A 17,092-nucleotide genomic window follows, 5' to 3' on the forward strand; every position below is an offset into this window, starting at 1 on the left:
GTGTTTCTCCCTTGATACTGTTCAGCTTAGTTGCTGTTTGTTGCGCCGTCGTTCAATGCAGCACTCTGCAACGCTTTTCTTGCCTGCTGTTTGCGCAGCAGTTGCCAGTGCGCCAGCACGGTTTTCGGTGCCCAGATCTGTGGCTCCGAAGCTTCGAAGTTGTCCGCCAGTTCGCGCTCGGCGACGGTGGCCTTGGCCAGTTTGAAGGCCTGCTCCAGATCGTCGGTCTGGTTCAGTGCCTGAGCGAACAAGGCGTCGCCGAAGTAGGTGAAGTTGGCTTCTTCCGAGCAACCGAACGACACCCGATCGGCACGCGAGGCGGTCATGATCAGGGTGCGCTCATCTTTCAGCGCGGGGATGAAACCACCGGAATAGCACGATGAAATCACGATCACCTTGTCGCGGTTTTTCAGCGGCGCCAGCACTGTGGCGAGCTCGTCGGCGGGCAGGTCCGCCAGCTCCATGCGCGGCTGGTCGAGCACCAGTTCGTGTTCGGCGGTGCCGTGGCTGGTCAGGTAGATGAAGATCAGGTCCTCCGGGCCACTGCGTTCGGCCAGGGTCTGCGCGGCGCGGCGCAGGTTTTCGCGGGTGGCCATCGGTCGGTCGACGAGGTGGTCACGGTGGTTGACCAGACGAATCTGGCCGTAGGCACCGAAGCGTGTGGTGAGCATGTTGGCGACGTAGTCGGACTCGCGCAGGAACACGCTTTGTTTGCCGTCGCCACCGAGGGTCAGGGTGTACAGCTCGACTGCTGGCGTCGAGGCGGGCACGGCGGCCAGTGCGTCATCGAGCAGACGCCCTTGGGCCAGCAAGCCGAGTTCGAGGGTGTCGGGCAACAGCTTGCCGTCGGCGTCACGTACGCGCTGGCCGTTGATCCAGGTGCCGCTGAGCACGGTGCCGTCGGTCAGCACCAGGGTGCCGCGCCCGGCGTAGCTGTCACTGTCGAACCCGCCGATGTAGAAGCTGCCGTCAGACAGGTTCAAGCGGCCCTGACCGCTGAAGCGCCAGTCGTTGAAGAAGCCGATGTAGTGGCTGCCGTCGGCACCGATCAATTCGCCCTTGCCGGTCAGCGCGCCTTCCTTGAACTGGCCGAGCCACACGTCGCCGTCGGCGTTCTCGTAGCGGCCCTTGCCGTGCAGCTGGCTGTTCTTGAAGCCGCCGACATAGATGTCGCCATCGGCACTGTTGAAGGTGCCATTGCCTTCGAGCTGGCCGTTGACGAAATGGCCGCTGAAGGTGTTGCCGCTGGCATCGCCGCGCTGGCCTTCGCCGTTGGGTTTGCCGTGGGCGAACTGGCCTTGATAGGAGCTGCCGTCGTCCATTTCCAGGCGGCCCAGCCCGGAATACTGGTCAGCCTTGAACTCGCCACGGTAGGTCATGCCGTTTTCTTTCAGCGTACCTTCACCGTCGCGCCGGCCCTGCTTGAAGCCGCCGGTGTAACTGCTGGCGTTGGTGGTCAGGCTGCCCTGGCCATCGAACAGGCCTTGCTGGAACTGGCCGCGATAGACCTCGCCGTTGCTGCCGTGCCACTCGCCCTGGCCATGCCATTGGCCCTTGTCGAACTGCCCGGCGTACCAGCTGCCATTGGGGTAGTCGACCCGGCCCTGGCCTTGCAGCAAGCCGTTGACCAGTTCGCCGCGATAGCGTCCGCCGTCCGGCAGGCGCGCATCCGGGGGCAACAGCGATTCGCCGTCGCCGCACGCGGTGAGCATCAGGGTCAGGGCAAGGGGTGCAAGGGAAGCGAGTGGGCGCATAGCGGGATCCGGGCAATTAGGCGACCGAGTATGCCGCAGCTATGTGTCGCATATATAGAGAGGGAATGCGAAACAGCGTGAGCCGCTTCGCATCCGGGGCACTTAAACGAAGCAGAGCGACAACGGTTCGGCGATATAGGCCGGTTTGTCCGAGCCTTCTATCTCAAGCGTCGCGGTGGCCTTGAGCAGCCATTGACCGGGTTTTTTCTCGGTCACTTCGGCCAGATCGACTTTCAGGCGCACTTTTGAATTGACCTTCACCGGCTGGATGAAGCGCACGCTGTCCAGACCGTAATTGACCACCATCTTCAGGCCTTGCGGCAGCACGAGGATGTCTTCCATCAGTTTCGGGATCAGCGACAACGACAGGAAGCCGTGAGCAATGGTGCTGCCGAAAGGCGTTTGCGCGGCTTTGACCGGGTCGACATGGATGAACTGATAATCCCCGGTGGCTTCGGCGAACAGGTTGATGCGCTCCTGATCGATGGTGAGCCATTCGGAACGTCCGAGTTCCTTGCCGACATAATCTTTGAGCTCTGCAACGGGAACATAGGGCATTGAGACTCTCCTTGGGTTCATCGGTTTTATAGTTTTTCAGGTGGGGGATTTGACCGCCCTGCGAACCACTGTAGATCAACATGGCGATTTGCTCCGGTCAACCTGCCATGCTTTTGGCGAATGCCGATCCATAGCGCAGCCGTGCTTATAATGCCGACCACTTGCAGGGTGAAAAAGTAAGACGGAGATGTCGGATGTTGCTACGCGGCCTGACCATGCTGGTGCTGTTCCAATTGCTCGGCACGGCACTCAACCATTTGCTGTTGCCGGTGCTGCCGGGGCCGATCATCGGTCTGCTGCTGTTGCTGGTGTTCCTGATCATTCGCGGTGAAGTCGGCGAGCCGCTGAACCTCGCGGCGGGCAGCCTGCTGCGTTATCTGCCGTTGCTGCTGGTGCCGCCGGCCGTGGGCGTGATGGTGTATGCGAGCGACATTGCCGCCGATTTCTGGGCGATTGTCGGTGCGCTGGTGCTGTCGTTGATTCTGTCGATGGCCTTCGCCGGCGTGTTGATGCAACGGCTGGTCAAGCGTCACGCACCGAAATCGGAGGACGCTTGATGCTCTTCGATTGGCAAGGCGCCTGGGCTTCGGTCATTCATCATCCGCTGTTCGGCATCGGCATCACCCTTGGCGCCTATCAACTGGTGCTGGCGGCGTTCGAGAAAACCCGCTGGATCTTTCTGCAACCGGTGCTGGTCTCCATGCTGTTGGTGATCGGCGTGCTGGTCGGCTGCGGCCTGACTTACGCCGAGTACCGCAAGAGCACCGAGATCCTCAGCATTTTGCTGGGGCCGGCGACGGTGGCGCTGGCGGTGCCGCTGTATCTCAACCTTAAGCGCATCCGCCAATTGTTCTGGCCGATTTTTACTACGCTGGTGATTGGTGGGGTGGTCGCCACGGGCATGGGTGTTTTGCTGGGCTGGTGGTTCGGTGCCGAGCACATGATCCTGATGACCATGGCCCCCAAGTCGGTGACCTCGCCGATTGCCATGCTGGTGGCCGAGCAGATCGGTGGCGTGGCGGCGCTGGCGGCGGTGTTCGTGCTGATCACCGGGGTGATCGGCGCGATCTTCGGTCCGGCGCTGCTGACCCGGCTCGGCGTGCACAGCCCCGAGGCGCGCGGCATGGCGCTGGGCATGACCGCGCACGCGGTCGGCACCTCGGTGGCGCTTCAGGAAAGCGATGAGTGCGGCGCCTTCGCGGCGCTGGCGATGAGTCTGATGGGCGTGGCCACGGCGGTGTTCCTGCCGTTGGCGGTGTCGATGGTGGTGTAAGGAAATGTCTATGAGTCTGCCGCTTTTTCCGCTCAACACAGTGCTGTTTCCCGGTTGCAACCTCGACTTGCAGATCTTCGAGGCGCGCTACCTGGACATGATCGGCCGCTGCATGAAACAGGGCGGCGGTTTCGGCGTGGTGTGCATCCTCGACGGCCATGAAGTCGGCGTTGCGCCAGAAGGCTTTGCCTTGGTCGGTTGCGAGGCGCGGATCACCGATTTCCAGCAACAGGACAACGGTCTGTTGGGGATCCGGGTGCAGGGCGGGCGGCGCTTTCAGGTGCTGCGCACTGAGGTGCAGCGCGATCAGTTGATCCTCGCCGACATCGAATGGCTGGACGATGAACCGGAGCAACCGTTGCAGGACGAAGACGCCGATCTGGTGGCGCTGCTCAAGGCCTTGGCCGAGCACCCGATGGTCGAGGCGCTGAACATGGGCACCGAAGCGCTGGGGCAGCAGTCGTTGGCCAATCAACTGGCCTATCTGCTGCCGTTCGCCGAAGAAGACAAGATCGACCTGCTGCAACTCGACGATCCGCAGCAGCGGCTGGATGCGATCCAGGCGCTGCTCGATGAGCTTCAGGGCGAATTGTTCGCCTGAGCCATCGAAAAAGATCGCAGCCTGCGGCAGCTCCTACAGGGGTTTGTTCACATGCGCACGATGGCGCAGGTGTAAACGAAATCCCGTGTGGGAGCTGCCGCAGGCTGCGATCTTTTGCTTCTCAATAAGCGTAACGCAACATCGTGTCCGGCAAATGCCGCAGAACGAACAGGCTGAACAGCGCCAGCAGCGCCGGCAGGATCAGCCACCAGACCTTGAACGGCATGGCGTTGAGCGGCGCCTTGCGCTGGCTCAGCCACAACCCCGCCGCACACACGCACGCTGCGAGCATTGCGCCGGCCAGAATATCCGTCGGCCAGTGCGCGCCCAGATACACCCGCGACAAGGCAATCGACAGCGCCGGAATACAGCCGAGCAACAGCCAGGTCAGACGCATGCGCGGCGGTTGGCCGCGACCGGCGAGAACCGCCAGCACCAGAAACAAGGCGAACGAACCCGAGGCATGGCCGCTGGGCATGCTGTAGCTGGTCAGCGGATCGGTCAGCACGTCCGGGCGAACCCGGGCGAAAAACTGTTTGGTGACGGTATTCAGCAGCGCGGTGCACAGCAGCGTACCGCCGGCAAAAATCGCCTGACGCCATTGCCGGCACAGCAGCAACAGACCGGTGAGCAGGGCGCTGAACAGCAGCATGTTGCGGAATTCACCGATCAGGGTGAACGTCACGGCGATTTCATCGAGCATCGGCTGACGATGTTCCTGCACCAAAGTCATCACGCCCTGGTCGAGGGCGTGCAGGTACGGATAGCCAATAAACAGCCCGATCAGAATCAACAGGCTCATGCTGCTGATCCAGATCGTCGCCCGGCGATGCTGGCGCAAGCTGCTGTTGACGCTCAGGCCGACCATCACTGCAATGCTGGCGGCGACGATGCCGGCTTGCAGCCAGAAACCTTCCGGCAGCGGCAGACGGATCGCCGCGCCGGTGGCCCAACCCGGCAGCAGGTAGGCGATGCTCCAGCCGGCAGCGGCCAGCAGGCTGACTGCGGCGAAGCGCGGGAAGGGCATGTCGCACATTCCGGCAACCATCGGCAGCATCGGCCGCAGCGGGCCAATGAAGCGCCCGACCAGCAGACTGGCGATGCCGTAACGCTGGAAGTAGGTTTCGGCCCCGGCCATCCATTCCGGGTGATGGCGCAGGCCGGGCAAGCGGCGGATGTTCTGATGGAAGTGGCGGCCGAGGAAATACGAAATCACATCGCCGAGAATACCGCCGAGAAAGCCCAGCAGCAGGGTCTCGCTAAGCGACAACGCGCCGCTGCCGGCCAGTACCGCGACGGCAAACAGCAACACCGTGCCGGGCACGATCAGCCCGGCAATCGCCAGACACTCCACGAAGGCGACAATCAATACGGCGGCGGCCAGCCACTGTGGATTGGCCGCCAGCCAACCGGTCACGCTATCGAGCCATGGGCCCATACAAATAACTCCATTTTATTGATCACCTCATGTAGGAGCTGCCGCAGGCTGCGATCTTTTGATCTTGATGCTTTAAAACAAAATCAAGAGATCGCAGCCTGCGGCAGCTCCTGCACAGGCTTGTATTTACAGCAGGAAATAATCGCGACCTTCTACCTGACCCCGGCGCAGCGGGTTGCGCGTGCACCACTGGGCATACGTGGCGTCGACGAAGCGGTACATCAGGTGCTCGTCGCGGCCCTGGGGGATACCCAGGCGGGTGGTCTGGATAATCTGGGTCGGCGCCGGCCCGGTGTCTTCCACCAGCATCAGCTCGTGATCGAAACGCTTGGCGTCCCACATCGGCACCTTCAGCCCCAGCGCCTTGCACAGCAGCGTCTGCCCGGCGCAGAGCTTTTGCGAAGGGCGCGGTCGGCCTTGAGCATCAGGATTGTTCAGCAGCATCTGCGCCAGACTCGCCGGTCCGCTGATTTCATCGACCCACGGGTAGGCGGACTTGATCAGCACCGCATTGCCGGGCCCCTGAGCGCTGAAGTTCAGCGAATCGCCACCGCGGGCGTAGTACATATAGATGTGCCCGCCGTCCAGAAACAAAGCCTTACGTTTTTCCGTGTAGCCGAGAGACGCATGACTGCCTTTTTCCGCGCAGTAATACGCTTCGGTTTCGATGATCCGGGCGCTGAGCCACAGATCGCCGACCCGGTGGCGGATGACTTTGCCCAGTAGATCGCGGGCCAGCATTTGCGCGTCACGGTCAAAGAAAGCGTCCGGAAGGCCCAGTGGCAGGCGCCCGGCGGTAGCGCGAACGGTCAGGTTGGACATGGCAAACGGTGTTTATCCAGGCGAAGGAGGTCGTGATGATAACAATCCGCGGCTTAATTACGGCTGAACGTCGGCAAATTGCAGTCCATTTCGACCATCCGCCTGTCACCGCTGTTAGTCCCGGGACGCGACAGCTATAATCTGCCGCTTTCCTCTTTGCCAAGACCCCAGCAGACCATGACTGAGTCCGTTCTTGCCTACATGACCCGATTGGGTCGCGCCGCCCGCGAAGCCTCCCGGGTCATCGGCCGTGCCAGCACCGCGCAGAAGAACCGCGCCCTGCAGGCTGCTGCCAATGCGCTGGACGCTGCGCGCGCCGAGCTGGCCGCAGCCAATGAACAGGATCTGGCGGCCGGTCGCGCCAACGGTCTGGAGCCGGCACTGCTGGAGCGTCTGGAACTGACCCCGGCACGCATCGACGGCATGATCGTCGGCCTGCGTCAGGTGGCGGCACTGCCGGACCCGGTCGGTGCGATCCGTGACATGAGCTTTCGCCCGTCCGGCATTCAGGTCGGCAAGATGCGCGTACCGCTGGGCGTGATCGGGATCATCTACGAATCCCGGCCCAATGTGACCATCGATGCCGCCAGTCTGTGCCTGAAGTCCGGCAACGCGACCATCCTGCGTGGTGGTTCGGAGGCGATTCATTCCAACCGGGCGATTGCCGCGTGCATCCAGCGCGGTCTGGCCGAGGCCGAGTTGCCGGCAGCCGTGGTGCAAGTGGTCGAAACCACCGACCGTGCCGCCGTCGGCGCGATGATCAGTATGCCCGAGTACGTCGACGTGATCGTGCCACGCGGTGGCCGTGGCCTGATTGAACGTATCAGCCGTGACGCCCGGGTGCCGGTGATCAAACACCTGGACGGCATCTGCCACGTGTATGTCAGTGCCCATGCCGATCTGGCGAAAGCCCAGCGCATCGCCTTCAATGCCAAGACTTACCGTTATGGCATCTGCGGCGCGATGGAGACCTTGCTCGTCGATCAAAGTGTTGCCAAGGATTTCCTGCCGTCGATGGCTGCCCAGTTCCGCGAAAAAGGCGTCGAGCTGCGTGGTTGCGAACGCACCCGGGCGAGCATCGACGCGGTGGCGGCCAGCGAAGACGACTGGAGCACCGAGTATCTGGCGCCGATCCTGTCGATCCGCGTGGTCGACGGACTGGACCAGGCCATCGAACACATCAACCATTACGGCTCGCATCACACCGACTCGATCGTCAGCGAAAACCTCGCCGACACTCGGCGTTTCGTCGCGGAAGTCGACTCGGCATCGGTGATGATCAACACCCCGACGTGCTTCGCCGATGGATTCGAATACGGATTGGGTGCCGAGATCGGCATTTCTACTGATAAGCTGCACGCCCGCGGTCCGGTGGGCCTCGAAGGACTGACATGCGAGAAGTACATCGTGGTCGGTGATGGCCAGTTGCGCGGCCAGGCGACGGTCTGACTTGACCGACCTCGACCTGACAGCGCCGCAACCCGGCAGCGAGTCTCGCCCGCAACGCATCGGCGTGCTGGGCGGCACGTTCGACCCGGTGCACATCGGCCATTTGCGCGGTGCGCTGGAAGTCGCCGAAGCGCTGGCGCTCGACGAGTTGCGCATGATGCCCAGCGCCCGGCCGCCGCACCGCGATACGCCGCAGGTGTCGGCGCAGGATCGGTTGGCAATGGTTGAGTGCGCGGTGGCCGGAGTGCCGCCGCTGGTGGTGGACGCCCGCGAATTGCAGCGGGACAAACCGTCCTGGACCATCGATACCCTGGAGTTGATGCGTGCTGAAATGGCCGCCGAGACCCAGGTTTTTCTGCTTTTGGGCTGGGACGCATTTTGCGGCCTGCCCACTTGGCACCGCTGGGAAGAGTTGCTCCAGCATTGCCACATCCTGGTGCTACAGCGCCCGGACGCCGACAGCGAACCGCCGGATGCCTTGCGCAACCTGCTGGCAGCGCGTTCGGTGAGCGACCCGCTGGCCCTGAACGGGCCGAGCGGACAGATTGCATTCGTCTGGCAGACACCGCTCGCGGTTTCCGCCACCCAGATCCGTCAACTGCTGGCCAGCGGTAAGTCGGTACGTTTCCTGGTGCCCGACGCGGTCCTGGCCTACATCGATGCGCACGGTCTGTACCGTGCGTCGAACTGAACAAGGCGTGCTTCACTGATACGAATCCACGTATCGCCAAGCCGCCGAATACATGAGCAAAACGAGTTTTATATGACCGACAAAGATGTAAGCAAAGTCAAGCGCAAAGGCACGTTCAAGAGCGCGCCGCTGCCGGAAGTCGCCAACACCAACGAGCCGCTGAAGGGCGACGAGCTGGTCAAGGTTGCCGTGGCAGCCCTGGAAGACGTCAAGGCACAAGACATCCAGATCATCGATGTTCGCGACAAGCAGAGCATCACCGACTACATGATCATCGCCACCGGTACGTCCAATCGCCAGATCAACGCGATGCTGGACAAGGTCCGTGAGGAAGTCAAAAAGCAGGGCGCCAAGCCGCTGGGCGAAGAAGGCAAGGGCGACAGCGACTGGGTGCTGCTCGACCTCGACCTGGTGATCGTGCACATGATGACTGCCTCGGCACGTCAGTTCTACGACCTGGAGCGCCTGTGGGCCGGTGCCGAGCAAAGCCGTGCGGCGGACGCCAAGCACCACAGCCCGGAAAACACCCACGAGCATTTCACCAAGCTCAACAAAGACCAGCACAAAGCAATAGATGTACGACTGCGACTGATCGCCGTCGGTTCACGCATGCCCAAGTGGGTGGAAGAAGGCTGGCATGAATATGCCAAGCGTCTTCCGTCCGAGCTGGCGCTGGAACTGGTGGAAATTCCGCTCAATACCCGTGGCAAGAACGCCGACGTGGCCCGTTTCATCCGCCAGGAAGGCGAAGCCATGCTGGCCAAGGTCGGGCCGAACGAGCGGATCGTCACGCTGGAAGTCCACGGCAAGCCCTGGAGCACCGAGCAACTGGCGGTCGAACTCGACCGCTGGCGGCTGGATTCGCGCACGGTCAATTTCATGGTCGGCGGCCCCGAAGGGCTGGCGCCGGAAGTCTGCGCCCGCGCCGATCAGCGCTGGTCGTTGTCGCCGCTGACCTTGCCGCACCCGCTGGTGCGGATCCTGATCGGCGAACAGCTGTACCGTGCCTGGACCGTGCTGTCCGGTCACCCTTACCACAAGTAGTCCTGCCCTCATGTCTCAGCCGATCCGCATCAAGGACCACGAAAAGGACGCCCGCCTGGTGCGCAGCCGCGTCGTGTTCGGGGCCATTGCGGTCATGCTGTTGATCTGCGTGTTGATTGCGCGGCTGTACTACTTGCAGGTGATCCAGTACGAGTACCACTCGACGCTCTCGGAAAACAACCGCGTCCACGTGCAGCCGATTCCGCCGACCCGCGGGCTGATCTTCGACCGCAACGGCGTGGTGGTGGCGGACAACCGTCCGAGCTTCAGCCTGAGCATGACGCGCGAGCGTTCCGGCGACTGGCAGCAAGTGCTCGACGTGATCGTCGAAGTGCTGCAACTGACGCCCGAGGACCGGGTGATCTTCGAGAAACGCATGCGTCAGGGGCGTCGGCCATTCGAGCCCGTGCCGATCCTGTTCGAGTTGACCGAAGAGCAAATCGCCCGGATCGCGGTGAACCAGTTCCGCCTGCCTGGGGTGGAAGTGGTTGCGCAACTGGTGCGCCATTACCCGCAGGGCGCGCATTTTGCGCACTCGGTGGGTTACATGGGGCGCATCAACGAGAAAGAGCTGAAGAGCCTCGACCCGGTCAACTACAGCGGCACCCACCACATCGGCAAGACCGGCATCGAGCGTTTCTACGAGCCGGAACTGCACGGCCAAGTGGGTTACGAGGAGGTCGAGACCAACGCCCGCGGCCGCGTATTGCGCGTGCTCAAGCGTACCGATCCGATTCCCGGCAAGGACATCGTCCTGAGCCTGGACATCAAACTGCAGGAGGCGGCCGAAGCTGCGCTGGGCGGGCGGCGTGGCGCGGTGGTGGCGCTCGATCCGAAGACTGGCGAAGTGCTGGCGATGGTCAGTCAGCCGAGCTTCGACCCGAACCTGTTCGTCACCGGCATCAGCTTCAAGGCCTATGCCGAGCTGCGCGATTCCATCGACCGTCCGCTGTTCAACCGCGTGCTGCGCGGTCTGTACCCGCCGGGTTCAACGATCAAGCCGGCAGTGGCGATTGCCGGTCTCGATTCTGGCGTAGTGACGGCGTCTAGCCGGGTGTTCGACCCCGGTTACTACATGCTGCCCAACTACGATCACAAATACCGCAACTGGAACCGCACCGGTGACGGCTTCGTCGATCTCGACACGGCGATCATGCGTTCCAACGACACTTACTTCTATGACCTGGCGCACAAGCTGGGCATCGATCGGTTGTCGGCCTATATGAACAAGTTCGGCATCGGCCAGAAGGTCTCGCTGGACATGTTCGAAGAATCCCCCGGCCTGATGCCATCCCGCGAGTGGAAGCGCGCGACCCGCAAACAGGCGTGGTTCCCGGGCGAAACCCTGATTCTGGGGATCGGCCAGGGTTATATGCAGTCCACACCGTTGCAGTTGGCGCAGGCCACGGCGCTGGTCGCCAACAAAGGCATCTGGAACCGCCCGCACCTGGCCAAGACCATCGAAGGCGCCAAACCGGTAGACGAGAACCCGATGCCGGACATTGTCCTGCGTGATCCGTCCGACTGGACCAAGGTCAACCACGGCATGCAGCAGGTGATGCACGGCGCCCGAGGGACCGCGCGCAAGGCGGCGATCGGTGCGCAATACCGCATCGCCGGCAAGTCCGGTACGGCACAAGTCGTCGCAATCAAGCAAGGTGAGAAATACGACCGTTCCAAGGTTCAGGAGCGCCACCGCGACCACGCCTTGTTCGTTGGTTTCGCCCCGGCCGACAACCCGAAAATCGTGGTCTCGGTGATGGTCGAGAACGGTGAGTCCGGCTCCGGGGTCGCCGCGCCAGTGGTGCGTCAGGTCATGGACGCCTGGCTTCTGGATCAGGAGGGTCGATTGAAGGCTGAATACGCCGGTCCTATCAGTGCGGAGGCTACGGCCCGTGATGAATAATTTTGATCGCATGCTCTCCAGCGAGGATGTGATGCGTCGCCGGGCGACGCTGCTGCAACGTTTGCATATCGATGGCCCGCTGTTGATCCTGCTGCTGATCCTCGCGGCGGGCAGTCTGTTCGTGCTGTATTCGGCCAGTGGTAAGAGCTGGGATCTGCTGGGCAAACAAGCCACTTCGTTCGGCATCGGTCTGGTGTCGATGATCGTCATCGCCCAGTTCGAACCGCGGTTCATGGCGCGTTGGGTGCCGCTCGGTTACGTGGTCGGCGTGGTGCTGCTGATGGTGGTGGACATCATGGGCCACAACGCCATGGGCGCGACGCGCTGGATCAACATCCCCGGGGTGATCCGCTTCCAGCCTTCGGAGTTCATGAAGATCCTGATGCCGGCGACGATTGCCTGGTATCTGTCCAAACGCACGCTGCCGCCGCAGCTCAAGCACGTCGGCATCAGCCTGATGCTGATCGGTGTGCCGTTCATTCTGATCGTGCGCCAGCCTGACCTCGGCACGTCGCTGCTGATTCTGGCCGGCGGCGCGTTCGTGCTGTTTATGGGCGGGCTGCGCTGGCGCTGGATCCTCAGCGTGCTGGCCGCCGCCGTACCGGTGGCGATCGCCATGTGGTTCTTCATCATGCACGACTATCAGAAGCAGCGGATCCTCACGTTCCTCGACCCGGAAAGCGATCCGCTCGGCACCGGCTGGAACATCATCCAGTCGAAAGCCGCGATCGGTTCCGGCGGTGTGTTCGGCAAGGGCTGGCTGCTGGGCACCCAGTCGCACCTGGACTTTTTGCCGGAAAGCCACACCGACTTCATCATCGCCGTACTCGGCGAGGAGTTCGGTCTGGTAGGCATCTGCGCGCTGCTGCTGATCTATCTGTTGCTGATCGGTCGCGGCCTGGTGATTACCGCCCAGGCGCAGACGCTGTTCGGCAAACTGCTCGCCGGCGCGCTGACCATGACGTTTTTTGTTTATGTTTTCGTCAACATCGGTATGGTCAGTGGCCTGTTGCCGGTGGTGGGGGTGCCGTTGCCCTTCATTAGCTACGGAGGAACTTCGCTGGTGACACTGCTGTCAGCGTTTGGGGTTTTGATGTCGATTCATACGCATCGCAAGTGGATCGCACAGGTTTGAATAAGGTGAAGAGTTCAATGCAAGTCATGCGCAGCTGGGCGACTCGTTACGCGCCGTGGGTCGGCCTGGTCGGCATCCTTGGCAGCGCGCAGGAAACGCTGGCCGGCGATTACGAAGGTTCACCGCAGGTGGCCGAATTCGTCGGTGAAATGACCCGCGACTACGGTTTTGCTGGCGAGCAACTGATGGCGGTGTTCCGCGAAGCGCAGCGCAAGCAGGCGATTCTCGACGCCATCTCCAAACCCGCCGAGCGGGTCAAGCAGTGGAAAGAATATCGTCCGATGTTCATCACCGACGCGCGCATCGCCCGTGGTGTGGACTTCTGGCGCCAGCACGAGGCCGTGCTGGCCCGTGCCGAGCAGGAATACGGCGTACCGGCACAAGTCATCGTGTCGATCATCGGCGTCGAGACCTTTTTCGGACGTAATACCGGCAATTACCGGGTGATTGATGCGCTGTCCACGCTCGGTTTCGACTATCCTCCCCGTGCCGAATTTTTCCGCAAGGAATTGCGTGAGTTCCTGCTGCTGGCCCGTGAAGAACAAGTCGATCCATTGACCCTCAAAGGCTCGTACGCGGGGGCGATGGGCTTGCCGCAGTTCATGCCGAGCAGCTTTCGCGCCTATGCGGTGGATTTCGACGGTGACGGCCACATCAATATCTGGACCAATCCGGACGATGCGATCGGCAGCGTGGCCAGCTACTTCAAGCGCCACGGCTGGGTCGCCGGGGAACCGGTGGTCAGTCGCGCCGATGTGCGCGGCGAGCAGGTCGATGAAGGCCTGACCACCGGCATCGAGCCGACGAAAACGGTCGGAGAGTTGCGGGCGCTGGGCTGGTCAAGTCATGATGCGCTGCGCGATGATATGCCGGTTACTGCATTTCGCCTCGAAGGCGACAACGGCCCTGAATACTGGATGGGCCTGAAGAATTTCTACGCGATCACGCGTTATAACCGCAGCGTGATGTACGCCATGGCCGTACATCAACTGTCTGAAGAGCTGGTAAAAGCACGGGGCGTCAAGTAATGCGGGCATTGCCTATCAATAAACCCCTGAAGCTGGTGGCTTTCGCCGCGTTGGCGGTGCTGGTCGCCAGCTGTTCGACCAGCCGCGCGCCAACCCAGAAGACCTCGTCCACCGCCGTGCGTGCACAGCCGGGGCTGGACATCAATCGCGCACACAAAGACGGCGCGCCGTGGTGGGATGTCGATGTTTCGCGCATCCCCGACGCCACGCCGACCCTGCACACCGGCCCGTACAAGGCCAACCCGTACACGGTGCTGGGCAAGACCTATTTCCCGTTGCAGGAATCCAAGACCTACGTTGCCTCGGGCACGGCGTCCTGGTACGGCACCAAGTTCCACGGGCAAAACACCGCCAACGGCGAAGTGTATGACCTGTACGGCATGAGTGCCGCTCACAAGACTCTGCCACTGCCAAGTTACGTTCGGGTGACCAACCTGGACAACAACAAGAGCGTGATCCTGCGGGTCAACGATCGCGGGCCGTTCTATTCGGACCGGATCATCGACCTGTCCTACGCGGCCGCGAAGAAGCTCGGTTATGCCGAAATCGGCACTGCACGGGTCAAGGTCGAGGGCATCGATCCGCAGCAATGGTGGGCCGCGAAAGGCCGTCCGGCGCCGCTGATGCTCAACGAGCCGCAAGTCGCGCAGAATAGCGCCCCGGTGATCACGGCGTCGGCCGGTACCATCGAGCAGTGGACGCCGCCGCCGCAGCAACATGCCTCTGACACTGTACCTGTACAGATCAGCGCAAAAAAAAACGCTTCTGCACCAGCGTCTGGCCAGTATCTGCAGGTGGGCGCGTTCGCCAACCCGGACGCTGCAGAACTCCTGAGGTCGAAGCTCAGCGGGATGGTGAGCGCTCCGGTGTTCATCAGCTCGATCGTGCGCAATCAGCAGACCCTGCACCGGGTACGCCTGGGGCCGATCGGTTCGCCGGGTGAAATCGCCCAGGTGCAGAACAGCGTGCGCCTGGCCAATCTCGGTTCGCCGAGCGTGGTCACCGAGTAATATACGTAGCACTTGATTGACGGTTCACTTGCGGTTTTGGGGGGTGAACCAGGTTGTTGGCTCGTCGAAGAACAAAAGCCCGGCAAGGGTGACTGGAGTGAGCAACTGAACACGCGATGGCCCGTCAGAAGGCTGTCTGAATAGTTTTGCCCTCGGGCAAGTTTCCATTAGCGATTTCGAGAGACGGATGAACATCACCACCTTTGCCAAACGCCTGTGTCTGCTAGTCCCGCTGCTCCTCTCGCCAGCCGCCTTCGCGGCCGAGATGATGCCGTCGCCACCTCAACTGGCTGCAAAAGCCTACGTGCTCATGGACGCCAGCAGCGGCAACGTGCTGGTGGAGAACAACGGTGACCAGCGTCTGCCGCCAGCCAGCCTGACCAAACTGATGACCGCGTACATCGCTACGCTGGAAATCCGTCGTGGCCAGATCGGTGAAAACGATCCGGTGACCGTCAGCGAAAACGCCTGGCGTACCGGCGGTTCGCGGATGTTCATCAAAGTCGGCTCGCAAGTGACCGTCAGCGACCTGCTGCACGGCATCATCATCCAGTCCGGCAACGACGCCAGCGTGGCGCTGTCCGAGCACATCGCCGGCAGCGAAGATGCTTTCGCCGACCTGATGAACAAGACCGTTACCGATCTGGGCATGACCAACTCGCACTTCATGAACCCGACCGGTCTGCCGAACCCTGAGCACTACTCGTCGGCTCACGACATGGCAATCCTGGCCCGTGCGATCATCCACGAAGACCCGGCTCACTACGCGATCTACTCGCAGAAAGAGTTCTTCTGGAACGGCATCAAGCAGCCTAACCGCAACCTGTTGCTGTGGCGCGACAAGACCGTTGACGGTCTGAAAACCGGTCACACCGACGAAGCCGGCTACTGCATGGTGTCCTCGGCGGTACGTGATGGCCAGCGTCTGATCGCCGTGGTGTTCGGCACCAACAGCGAAGTGGCTCGCGCCGCTGAAACCCAGAAGCTGCTGACCTACGGTTTCCGTTTCTTCGAAACCCAGACCTTCTACCAGAAGGGCACCGAACTGGCTCAGGCCCCGGTGTGGAAAGGCACCACCAGTCAAGTCAAGGCCGGCCTGGCTGAAGACCTGACCATGACCCTGCCAAAAGGCCAGCTGAAAAAGCTCGCTGCCAGCATGACCATGAACCCGCAACTGACCGCGCCAATCGCCAAGGGCGACGTGATCGGTAAAGTCGAAGTGAAACTGGACGACAAGGTCGTGCACAGCGCCGACCTGATCGCCCTGGACGCTGTCGAGGAGGGTGGTATCTTCCGCCGCATGTGGGATAGCATCCGTCTATTCTTCTACGGCTTGTTCAACTGATTGAGTGTTGACCTGCATGGCCCCGTTCCTGTCCGGTTCGGGGCCATGTGCGTTACCACGGCTTACGCTTACGAGGCCGTTACGCCATGACCGATACCGAAGTAAAGGCGCCAAAGATCGAATTCCCCCAGGTTGATTATCCGGTTAAGGTAATCAGCGATACGGGCGTCGGGCACAAAGACAAGATCATCGAGATCGTGAAGAAATTCGCGACCATCAACGATGAGCGTGTCGACGAACGCTCGAGCAGCAACGGCAAGTACACCACCATCCAGCTGCACATCGTCGCGACCGATCAGGATCAGCTGTACAACATCAACAGCGAACTGCGGGCGACCGGTTTCGTACACATGGTGTTGTGATGCCGGGCACGCTGGGCTTTCGCGAACTTGGCCAGATGCCTTACGAGCCGGTCTGGCATGCCATGCAACGCTTCACCAACGAACGCGGCAACGATGCCGCCGACGAGATCTGGCTGGTCGAGCACCCTCCGGTGTTCACCCAGGGCCAGGCCGGCAAGGCCGAACACCTGTTGCTGCCGGGGGATATCCCGGTGGTACAGGTCGATCGCGGCGGGCAGGTGACTTATCATGGCCCCGGCCAATTGGTGGCTTACCTGTTGCTGGACGTACGCAAGCTGGGTTTTGGCGTGCGTGATCTGGTCACGCGCATGGAACACTGCCTGATCGAACTGCTGGCCAGCTACGGCGTGACCGCTGTAGCCAAGCCAGATGCTCCCGGCGTCTACGTCGACGGAGCGAAAATCGCTTCTCTGGGTTTGCGGATTCGCCACGGTTGTTCCTTTCATGGCCTGGCCCTGAACGTGGATATGAACCTGGAGCCGTTTCGACGGATTAATCCCTGCGGCTATGCCGGGCTGGCGATGACCCAGCTGAGCGATCACGCAGGATCGATTGAATTTGCCGAGGTAAGTGCCCGGCTGCGCGCGCAGCTCGTCAAACACCTCGACTATGCTGAGCAGACGACCCTGACGGGCGGAATCGACTGATATGACTACTGATGCAGTGCAAACCATGA

17 protein-coding genes and 1 pseudogene are annotated in these 17,092 nt (G+C 61.7%); 14 read left to right on the forward strand and 4 right to left on the reverse strand.

The window, feature by feature from the left end; all coding sequences use genetic code 11:
- Positions 1–26 precede the first annotated feature (26 nt).
- On the reverse strand, positions 27–1,754 hold the full coding sequence (locus tag ACIP8I_RS17795) for a C13 family peptidase (RefSeq protein ID WP_400762732.1): 1,728 nt from the start codon (positions 1,752–1,754) through the stop codon (positions 27–29).
- A gap of 102 nt (positions 1,755–1,856) precedes the next feature.
- Positions 1,857–2,312 carry a MaoC family dehydratase gene (locus tag ACIP8I_RS17800; protein ID WP_003228575.1) on the reverse strand — a complete coding sequence of 152 codons (456 nt, stop codon included), beginning with the start codon at positions 2,310–2,312 and terminating at the stop codon, positions 1,857–1,859.
- 194 nt (positions 2,313–2,506) lie between these two features.
- Between ACIP8I_RS17800 and ACIP8I_RS17805 the strand changes: the two genes are divergently transcribed.
- From ACIP8I_RS17805 to ACIP8I_RS17815, 3 genes are read left to right on the forward strand one after another with little or no spacing between them, the layout of a single operon-like run.
- Positions 2,507–2,869, forward strand: coding sequence for a CidA/LrgA family protein (locus ACIP8I_RS17805; RefSeq protein ID WP_400762734.1), 363 nt, complete (start codon positions 2,507–2,509; stop codon positions 2,867–2,869).
- A complete protein-coding gene (locus tag ACIP8I_RS17810; RefSeq protein ID WP_007960614.1) occupies positions 2,869–3,585 on the forward strand; it encodes an LrgB family protein in 717 nt (238 codons plus the stop codon). Before ACIP8I_RS17805 ends, ACIP8I_RS17810 begins: the two co-directional genes overlap by 1 nt.
- 10 nt (positions 3,586–3,595) lie before the next feature.
- On the forward strand, positions 3,596–4,186 hold the full coding sequence (locus ACIP8I_RS17815) for an LON peptidase substrate-binding domain-containing protein (protein WP_367085848.1): 591 nt from the start codon (positions 3,596–3,598) through the stop codon (positions 4,184–4,186).
- Between the two features lie 121 nt (positions 4,187–4,307).
- Here the strand turns inward: ACIP8I_RS17815 and ACIP8I_RS17820 are convergent, their stop codons facing one another.
- Positions 4,308–5,624 carry a bifunctional DedA family/phosphatase PAP2 family protein gene (locus ACIP8I_RS17820; protein ID WP_400762737.1) on the reverse strand — a complete coding sequence of 439 codons (1,317 nt, stop codon included), beginning with the start codon at positions 5,622–5,624 and terminating at the stop codon, positions 4,308–4,310.
- Positions 5,625–5,750: 126 nt separating this feature from the next.
- The gene (locus tag ACIP8I_RS17825) at positions 5,751–6,446 is read right to left on the reverse strand and encodes a DNA-3-methyladenine glycosylase (protein ID WP_400762739.1); all 696 of its coding nucleotides are present in this window, start codon (positions 6,444–6,446) and stop codon (positions 5,751–5,753) included.
- A 177-nt stretch (positions 6,447–6,623) separates the two neighbouring features.
- On the opposite strand from ACIP8I_RS17825, the gene ACIP8I_RS17830 reads away from it, so the two are divergent.
- The 11 genes and pseudogenes from ACIP8I_RS17830 (at position 6,624) to lipB (ending at position 17,063) form a co-directional block, all read left to right on the forward strand.
- Positions 6,624–7,895 (forward strand): glutamate-5-semialdehyde dehydrogenase, encoded by a 1,272-nt coding sequence (locus ACIP8I_RS17830; RefSeq protein WP_367085844.1) that lies wholly within the window; start codon positions 6,624–6,626, stop codon positions 7,893–7,895.
- Positions 7,864–8,586: a nicotinate-nucleotide adenylyltransferase gene (nadD, locus tag ACIP8I_RS17835; RefSeq protein ID WP_400762741.1), complete on the forward strand. Its 723-nt coding sequence runs from the start codon at positions 7,864–7,866 to the stop codon at positions 8,584–8,586. The genes ACIP8I_RS17830 and nadD overlap by 32 nt, the downstream gene beginning before the upstream one ends.
- Positions 8,587–8,658: 72 nt before the next feature.
- A pseudogene (rsfS, locus tag ACIP8I_RS17840) lies at positions 8,659–9,147 on the forward strand (ribosome silencing factor); the annotation flags it as partial.
- Positions 9,148–9,156: 9 nt separating this feature from the next.
- Complete coding sequence (gene rlmH / locus ACIP8I_RS17845) at positions 9,157–9,630, forward strand: 23S rRNA (pseudouridine(1915)-N(3))-methyltransferase RlmH (protein WP_400762751.1); 474 nt, start codon at positions 9,157–9,159, stop codon at positions 9,628–9,630.
- Between the two features lie 10 nt (positions 9,631–9,640).
- Positions 9,641–11,536 (forward strand): penicillin-binding protein 2, encoded by a 1,896-nt coding sequence (gene mrdA, locus ACIP8I_RS17850; RefSeq protein WP_400762742.1) that lies wholly within the window; start codon positions 9,641–9,643, stop codon positions 11,534–11,536.
- 31 nt (positions 11,537–11,567) lie between these two features.
- The gene (rodA, locus tag ACIP8I_RS17855; protein WP_047296919.1) at positions 11,568–12,671 is read left to right on the forward strand and encodes a rod shape-determining protein RodA; all 1,104 of its coding nucleotides are present in this window, start codon (positions 11,568–11,570) and stop codon (positions 12,669–12,671) included.
- Positions 12,672–12,688: 17 nt separating this feature from the next.
- On the forward strand, positions 12,689–13,699 hold the full coding sequence (gene mltB / locus ACIP8I_RS17860; RefSeq protein ID WP_400762744.1) for a lytic murein transglycosylase B: 1,011 nt from the start codon (positions 12,689–12,691) through the stop codon (positions 13,697–13,699).
- Positions 13,699–14,709, forward strand: coding sequence for a septal ring lytic transglycosylase RlpA family protein (locus ACIP8I_RS17865; protein WP_007960588.1), 1,011 nt, complete (start codon positions 13,699–13,701; stop codon positions 14,707–14,709). Before mltB ends, ACIP8I_RS17865 begins: the two co-directional genes overlap by 1 nt.
- A gap of 187 nt (positions 14,710–14,896) precedes the next feature.
- Positions 14,897–16,054, forward strand: coding sequence for a D-alanyl-D-alanine carboxypeptidase family protein (locus tag ACIP8I_RS17870; RefSeq protein WP_025108693.1), 1,158 nt, complete (start codon positions 14,897–14,899; stop codon positions 16,052–16,054).
- An 86-nt stretch (positions 16,055–16,140) separates the two neighbouring features.
- Positions 16,141–16,416, forward strand: coding sequence for a DUF493 domain-containing protein (locus ACIP8I_RS17875; protein ID WP_003228544.1), 276 nt, complete (start codon positions 16,141–16,143; stop codon positions 16,414–16,416).
- Positions 16,416–17,063, forward strand: coding sequence for a lipoyl(octanoyl) transferase LipB (gene lipB, locus ACIP8I_RS17880; protein ID WP_400762747.1), 648 nt, complete (start codon positions 16,416–16,418; stop codon positions 17,061–17,063). Before ACIP8I_RS17875 ends, lipB begins: the two co-directional genes overlap by 1 nt.
- Positions 17,064–17,092: the final 29 nt, after the last annotated feature.

Source organism: Pseudomonas sp. NPDC088414 (assembly GCF_044753325.1).
Classification (GTDB): domain Bacteria; phylum Pseudomonadota; class Gammaproteobacteria; order Pseudomonadales; family Pseudomonadaceae; genus Aquipseudomonas.

What these genes read in the sequence shown, in the direction of transcription:
- ACIP8I_RS17795 (WP_400762732.1), bottom strand. Translation starts at nt 1,754, where the DNA reads ATGCGCCCACTCGCTTCCCTTGCACCCCTTGCCCTGACCCTGATGCTC.
- ACIP8I_RS17800 (WP_003228575.1), bottom strand. Translation starts at nt 2,312, where the DNA reads ATGCCCTATGTTCCCGTTGCAGAGCTCAAAGATTATGTCGGCAAGGAA.
- ACIP8I_RS17805 (WP_400762734.1), top strand. Translation starts at nt 2,507, where the DNA reads ATGTTGCTACGCGGCCTGACCATGCTGGTGCTGTTCCAATTGCTCGGC.
- ACIP8I_RS17810 (WP_007960614.1), top strand. Translation starts at nt 2,869, where the DNA reads ATGCTCTTCGATTGGCAAGGCGCCTGGGCTTCGGTCATTCATCATCCG.
- ACIP8I_RS17815 (WP_367085848.1), top strand. Translation starts at nt 3,596, where the DNA reads ATGAGTCTGCCGCTTTTTCCGCTCAACACAGTGCTGTTTCCCGGTTGC.
- ACIP8I_RS17820 (WP_400762737.1), bottom strand. Translation starts at nt 5,624, where the DNA reads ATGGGCCCATGGCTCGATAGCGTGACCGGTTGGCTGGCGGCCAATCCA.
- ACIP8I_RS17825 (WP_400762739.1), bottom strand. Translation starts at nt 6,446, where the DNA reads ATGTCCAACCTGACCGTTCGCGCTACCGCCGGGCGCCTGCCACTGGGC.
- ACIP8I_RS17830 (WP_367085844.1), top strand. Translation starts at nt 6,624, where the DNA reads ATGACTGAGTCCGTTCTTGCCTACATGACCCGATTGGGTCGCGCCGCC.
- nadD (WP_400762741.1), top strand. Translation starts at nt 7,864, where the DNA reads ATGGCCAGTTGCGCGGCCAGGCGACGGTCTGACTTGACCGACCTCGAC.
- mrdA (WP_400762742.1), top strand. Translation starts at nt 9,641, where the DNA reads ATGTCTCAGCCGATCCGCATCAAGGACCACGAAAAGGACGCCCGCCTG.
- rodA (WP_047296919.1), top strand. Translation starts at nt 11,568, where the DNA reads ATGCGTCGCCGGGCGACGCTGCTGCAACGTTTGCATATCGATGGCCCG.
- mltB (WP_400762744.1), top strand. Translation starts at nt 12,689, where the DNA reads ATGCAAGTCATGCGCAGCTGGGCGACTCGTTACGCGCCGTGGGTCGGC.
- ACIP8I_RS17865 (WP_007960588.1), top strand. Translation starts at nt 13,699, where the DNA reads ATGCGGGCATTGCCTATCAATAAACCCCTGAAGCTGGTGGCTTTCGCC.
- ACIP8I_RS17870 (WP_025108693.1), top strand. Translation starts at nt 14,897, where the DNA reads ATGAACATCACCACCTTTGCCAAACGCCTGTGTCTGCTAGTCCCGCTG.
- ACIP8I_RS17875 (WP_003228544.1), top strand. Translation starts at nt 16,141, where the DNA reads ATGACCGATACCGAAGTAAAGGCGCCAAAGATCGAATTCCCCCAGGTT.
- lipB (WP_400762747.1), top strand. Translation starts at nt 16,416, where the DNA reads ATGCCGGGCACGCTGGGCTTTCGCGAACTTGGCCAGATGCCTTACGAG.